The sequence below is a fragment of the Kribbella sp. NPDC002412 genome (assembly GCF_053592935.1).
In genome coordinates this window covers 1-5,594 of record NZ_JBSFBL010000122.1, presented here as the reverse complement: position 1 = coordinate 5,594, position 5,594 = coordinate 1, and the positions used below count along the sequence as shown (strand labels likewise).

Genomic DNA, 5,594 nt, shown 5'->3' with positions numbered 1-5,594 from the left:
CATCACCGGGCCGCCGCCGGTGCCGGTGCCGGGATCGCCTGTGGTTGGGTTGCCCGTGGCGGGTTTGCGGGGCCGCCGGCGGCGGCGCGGGGGTCGGGCGGCTGGGTCCTGGACGGGACCGGTGGCTGGTTCGGGACTAGAGGACTCGGTCCGGGCATCAGGCATAACCAGACCAGTTTAGGCTGCCCGCCCCAGGAGCTCACCTGGTTTGGCGAACCGCCAGGCCATCACAATCCCGCCCGAGCCGGCGCTCCAGGCGGGCGCGGGCCGCGGCGGGGCGATTGTGATGGCCTGGACGTCCGCGGAGGGGCGGGGGCGGTCAGTCGCGGGCGGGGGCTTTGACGGCGAGGACCGGGACGGGGGACTCGAGGAGGACTCGCTGGGCGGTGCTGCCGAGGATGAGTTTGCCCACGGGGCTTCGGCGGCGGAGGCCGAGGACGATGAGGGTGACGTCCTCGGCGGCAGCCGCTCTGAGGAGCTCGCCGGCGACGTCGCCGGAGGAGACGGCCTGCTGGATCGTGACCTCGACACCGCGCTCGCGCAGACCGGCCTCGGCGGCGGCCAGCTCGTCGGCGTTGGCGTAGCGGGCGTCGATGTAGGCGTCGCCGCGGCTGGTGTTGAGCAGCAGCACGGACGCCCCGCGCAGCTTCGCCTCGGCAGCCGCGGCCGCTAGCGCGGCCTCGCCCTCGGGAGTTGGCACGTAGCCGACCAGAATCTTCACGCCCTTACTCTCCCATCAGTCGTCCTCGCCGAAGGTCAGGCGGTCGCGGGCGGGTTGGGTGCCGCGGATCCGCGCGACGATCCGACCGGCGCGATCTGGTGTCCAGCTTCCGCATGAAGAAGCCGACCACGCCGATCAGCAGCGCCATCAGCACCTCGTAGCCGGACCCCGACAGCGAGTACACACCGAGCAGCGACGCGATCAGCGTCCACCAGCGTGCACTGGTCCTCGAACAGCTGCGGCCCCGACTGCACGTTGAAGCTCTGGAACGCCGCCAACATCACCGCGGCGCGACCCGCGCCGGGACCCGCTGATCGGCGCCCTCCAGCAGGCCGTTGCCGACGGCACCGTTGACGGCGGGCACCATTGACGGCGGGCACCTGACGATCGCGCCGGCGCTGGAGAATCAGGTCGACATGATGTGAGCAGCTAGTGTCGGTCGCATGGTTGAGCTGCAGGTCGTGCTGCCTGATGAGTCCGCGACGATGCCGCCGGAGCGGTTGACCGAGCTCGCCGTCGCCGCGGATGAGCTCGGCTACACGACGGCGTGGTTGCCCGATCACCTGCTGCCACCCGGCGAGTTCGGCTCGACGTACGGCGGGGTGTACGAGCCGCTGGTGTCGATCGGCTACCTCGCCGCGCGGACGACGCGGATCCGGCTCGGCACCTCGGTGCTGGTGCTCCCGATGCGCAGCCCGTACGTCGTCGCGAAGCAAGCGGCCACGTTGCACCGGCTGTCCGGTGAACGCGTCGTCCTCGGAATCGGCGCGGGGTGGGACGAGACCGAGTTCGCCGCCGTCGGCGCGTCGTTCGCCGAGCGGGGGAGGCGGACGGACGAAGGACTGGAGATCATTCGCGGGCTGTTCGAGGGCGAGGACCGCGGCGGTGTCTTCGAGCCGAAGCTGCGGGCGCCGCTCCCGATCATGGTCGGCGGGACGACGGGCCGGGCGCTGCGCCGGGTCGCGCAGTTCGGGGACGAGTGGCAGGGGCTGAATCTCGATGGCGCGGGCTTCGCGGCCGCGGTCGCCCGGATTCGGAGTCAGGCGGTTCGGCCGGTGAAGGTCGGGACGCGACTGCACTGGCCGGGTGGAGCCGTCGCACCGATCATCGAGCTCGCGCAGGAACTGGCCGACGCCGGCGCCGAGACGCTGGCCTTCTCGCTCGGCGACTGTGAAGGCGCGCTGGAACGGATGACCAGGCTCGCGCGGCTCCTACCCCAGAGGATGTGGTGGTGACCAGACCCCGCCTGCTGCTGGTCCACGGCTGGGGCGCGGATCGCCAGTCGTGGAACGAGATCACCAAGTTCGTGTCGCCCTGGGCCGACGTGCTCGCACCCGACCTGCCCGGCCACGGCTCCCGGACGTCTGCCCGCTCCCTGACGGTTTCGGTGCTGGTGGACGACCTCGCGGCCGGACTGACCGAGCCGGTTGTTGCCGTTGGCCACTCGATGGGCGGGCAGCTGGTCGCGTGGCTCGCCGTACGGCATCCCGAGCTGGTGGAGCGGATCGTCGTCATCGATCCGGCGTACGGCGCGGACGACGCGGAGATGGATGGTTGTCCCGCCGTACTGGAGGATCTGCGGACCCGGGGCAGCGAGTCGGGTGTCGAGTTCGTCGACCGGGCGTTTGCGGATGCGTCCGGGAGCCCACTGCACTTGGACGCGCGGGCGCAGATGGCGGCCACGCCGGGGGAGGTGCTCGCGGGGCTGTATCAGTCGATGTACCTCGACTCGGGGAGCATCGGAGCGCGGCCGGCCGCTCGTGCCTTCCTGCCTTCGATCGGCAAGCCTTGCTTGAGCCTGTACTCAGGTGAGTACGCGGCCGCCTTCGCTCGGTCGATCCCGTGGGCGCCCGGCTCGACGATCGAGGTCTGGCCGGGCACGACCCACTACCTGCACCAGCAGCACCCGGAACGGTTCGCCAACCTGCTCAGGAACTGGATCTGAGGTCACGGGGGAGTGAGTTTGCTCCGTAGTACCTTGCCGGTTGCGTTGCGCGGGAACTCGTCGAGGACGACGATCTGCCGCGGCGTCTTGTAGCGGGCCAGATTGGCTTTGACATGGTCGATCAGCTCGTCCTCGGTCGCCGGTTCGCGCAGGACGACGTACCCGACCAGTCGCTGGCCGAACTCCTCGTCCGGCACACCGACCACGGCCGCCTCGGCGACCGCGGGGTGGCTCGCGAGGCAGCTCTCGACCTCGACCGGGTACACGTTCTCGCCGCCGGACACGATCATGTCGTCCTCGCGGCCGTCGACGAAAAGCCGCCCGGCCCGGTCCAGGTGCCCGAGATCGCCGGTGCTCATCCGGCCGTCCACCACCGTCTTCGACGAACCGTCGGAGTACCCGCCGAACACCAGCCCACCGCCGGCGAAGATCCGCCCGGTCACGCCGATCGGCACCGGCCGGTCGTTGTCGTCGAGGATTCGGACCGTGCTGCCGAGACACGGCCGACCGACTGTCCCGGGCGCCGCGATCAGGTCAGCGGACGTCGCGATCGTGGCGATGCCGACCTCACTGGAGCCGTACGCGTCACACAGCACCGGACCGAACTGCGCGATGAACCGCTCGGCCAGCGGCGCGCCGAGCGTCGACGCACCAGAGATCACCGCGCGGAGCGAACGCAGGTCGTGCTCACCGATCTCGGCCGGACCCAGGTCGAGCATCCGACGAAGCATTACCGGTACGGCGACGATCGAGCCGGCGCGGGTCTGTTCGACCAGGGTCAGCACGGTGCGGGCGTCGTACTTGCGAGTCAGGACGATCGGCGATCCGAGGAAGAGCGCGAGCATCGAGGTGAGCAGGCCGAGGCCGTGGAACAGCGGCGGGCAGATCAGCATCGGCTCGCCGGACCGCAGCCCGAACCGGTTGAGCGCGCTCGCCGTGAGCCCGGCGAGGCCGAGCGCGGTCGGCGCCCGTGGGGCTGCCTTCGGCGTTCCCGTCGTACCCGATGTCAGGATCGTGATGTGGCCCGGCGACTCGGGCTTGGGGGCTTCGGCGGCCTCCGAGTCGGCGAGGTCGTGGTCGCTGCGGATCGTGGGGACTTGGGTCCGCGGGCTGAATTCGGCGTCGTGGATCAGCAGGTCGGGCTGGTGCCGCTCGAGGACCGCGGTGAGTTGCGGGGGAGCGAACTCGGTGTTGACGAACAACACGTCCGCGCCGATCCGCGACGCGGACAACGTCGCCTCCAGGAAGCCGCGATGGTTCCGGCACAGCACGGCGATCTTGCTCCCGGCAACGATTCCGTGGTCGGCGTGCAGCGCGGCGGCGATCCGCTCACACCGGCGGTCGAGCTCGGCGTACGTCGTACTGCCGTCGTCGTCGATCACCGCGATCCGGTCCGGGAACCTGATCGCGGCGATCGCGCCGAGCGCGGCCATCGACTGACCCCAGTGCCGCAGCGCCCGCTCGATCCCGACCAGGTGCGACGGCCGGGCCGGGCGCCAGACGCCGGACTTGAGTACGGCGACGGACACGCCACCGACCTCGGCCGCCGCCTGTACCAGCCCGTCCGGTGGTCGGATCGGTGCGATCGGTCGCGGTGTTCTCACTCCTGGGCTCCCGGTGGTTGCCGGCGTTTGGATCCGCCTCCGCTGAAGCGGAAGTACTGTTCCAATAGCCGATCGGTGGGGATGCGAAACAGGTTGCCGACCAATTCGGCGGGCCGGACCAGAGGCGGCGTGATGTTGTGCGTCCGCTCGGCGATCGCCGTACACAACTGATCGGCGGCCTGCTCCGGCGTCAGCCCGGGCATCTTGTTGAGGAGCGGCGTGGGTTCACTCATCCGGGTGTGGACCAGGCCCATGTAGACCGTCGACACGGTGACCCCGTCGCCACGGATCTCCTGCGCGACGCAGCGCAGCCAGACGTCGAACGCGCTCTTCGACGCCAGGTACGCCGACCAGCGCGCCATCGGCGGCGTCCGCACGCCGGCCGTCGACACGTTGACGATGTGACCGGATCTGCGCTCCCGCATCGAGGGCAGCAGTTCGAGGACCAGCTTGGCCGGGCCAAGGTAGTTGATCGCGTTCGTCCGCTCGATGTCGTGGAAGCGCTGGTACGAGTCCGCGATCGCCCGCCGGATCGACCGGCCGGCGTTGCTCACCAGCACGTCGACGTGGCCGTGCTCCTCCAGCACGTCGCGCACGAGCCCTTCGACCGCTGCGGGATCAGCCAGGTTGACGGCGTACGCGTCGGCCTCGCCGCCGGCCGCTCGGATGTCCGCGGCGACCTCTTCCAGCCGGTCCGCCGTACGTGCCACCAGCAGGACCTTCGCCCCGGCCTGCCCGAGCCGGCGCGCGGTCGCCTCGCCGATCCCGTACGACGCGCCCGTCACCAGGATGACCCGCCCACCCACGGCGGCCGTGAGCGCTTCGTCCGTGATCCGGCGCCGGCCCTGCACCAGAGCAACCAGCAACCCCCACCCGACTGCCCGCTTGCCACTCACCATGCCCCGACATTACCCGCAGGTAGCCACCCTTGGGCAGCCTGTGACGCCTCCCCACCTAGGTCGACGATTAGTTACAAAGCCCGCAGACCCGCGACAGGCAACTGGCGCTGGACAGCGGGCCGCGCCGGTCAGCCGATGTCGGTCAGCACACTGCGGCGACCAACGAACGCCGGTCAGCAGACCTCGGCGATCAACCCCGGCCAGTCACCCAACCGCCGAGGCCAGCCCAGGCCCGTCACCCGACCGCCGAGGCCAGCCCATGCCCGTCACCCGACCGCCGAGGCCAGCCCAGGCCCGTCACCCGACCGCCGGAGCCAGCCCATGCCCGTCACCCGACCGCCGGAGCCAACCCACGCCCGGTCACCCGACCGCCGGGGCCAGCCCAGGAGCCGAGCGAAGCGAAGGCGCAAAGGGGGTGCGGGTGG

General features: G+C 70.8%; 5 protein-coding genes. 2 read left to right on the top strand and 3 right to left on the bottom strand.

Going from position 1 to position 5,594, the window contains the following annotated elements:
• Window positions 1–319: 319 nt before the first annotated feature.
• Complete coding sequence (locus ACWCOV_RS41370; protein WP_449834859.1) at window positions 320–721, bottom strand: universal stress protein; 402 nt, start codon at window positions 719–721, stop codon at window positions 320–322.
• A 443-nt stretch (window positions 722–1,164) separates the two neighbouring features.
• Between ACWCOV_RS41370 and ACWCOV_RS41365 the strand changes: the two genes are divergently transcribed.
• Together ACWCOV_RS41365 and ACWCOV_RS41360 are read left to right on the top strand one after the other, a co-directional pair.
• On the top strand, window positions 1,165–1,956 hold the full coding sequence (locus tag ACWCOV_RS41365; protein WP_449834858.1) for a TIGR03619 family F420-dependent LLM class oxidoreductase: 792 nt from the start codon (window positions 1,165–1,167) through the stop codon (window positions 1,954–1,956).
• On the top strand, window positions 1,953–2,666 hold the full coding sequence (locus ACWCOV_RS41360) for an alpha/beta fold hydrolase (RefSeq protein ID WP_449834857.1): 714 nt from the start codon (window positions 1,953–1,955) through the stop codon (window positions 2,664–2,666). Before ACWCOV_RS41365 ends, ACWCOV_RS41360 begins: the two co-directional genes overlap by 4 nt.
• A 2-nt stretch (window positions 2,667–2,668) precedes the next feature.
• Here ACWCOV_RS41360 and ACWCOV_RS41355 read toward each other — a convergent pair whose 3' ends face one another.
• A complete protein-coding gene (locus ACWCOV_RS41355) occupies window positions 2,669–4,270 on the bottom strand; it encodes an AMP-binding protein (protein ID WP_449834856.1) in 1,602 nt (533 codons plus the stop codon).
• Window positions 4,267–5,169, bottom strand: a complete 903-nt coding sequence (locus tag ACWCOV_RS41350; RefSeq protein ID WP_449834855.1) for an SDR family NAD(P)-dependent oxidoreductase — start codon at window positions 5,167–5,169, stop codon at window positions 4,267–4,269. Before ACWCOV_RS41350 ends, ACWCOV_RS41355 begins: the two co-directional genes overlap by 4 nt.
• Window positions 5,170–5,594 lie beyond the last annotated feature (425 nt).

What these genes read in the sequence shown, in the direction of transcription:
- ACWCOV_RS41350 (WP_449834855.1), bottom strand. Translation starts at nt 5,169, where the DNA reads ATGGTGAGTGGCAAGCGGGCAGTCGGGTGGGGGTTGCTGGTTGCTCTG.
- ACWCOV_RS41365 (WP_449834858.1), top strand. Translation starts at nt 1,165, where the DNA reads ATGGTTGAGCTGCAGGTCGTGCTGCCTGATGAGTCCGCGACGATGCCG.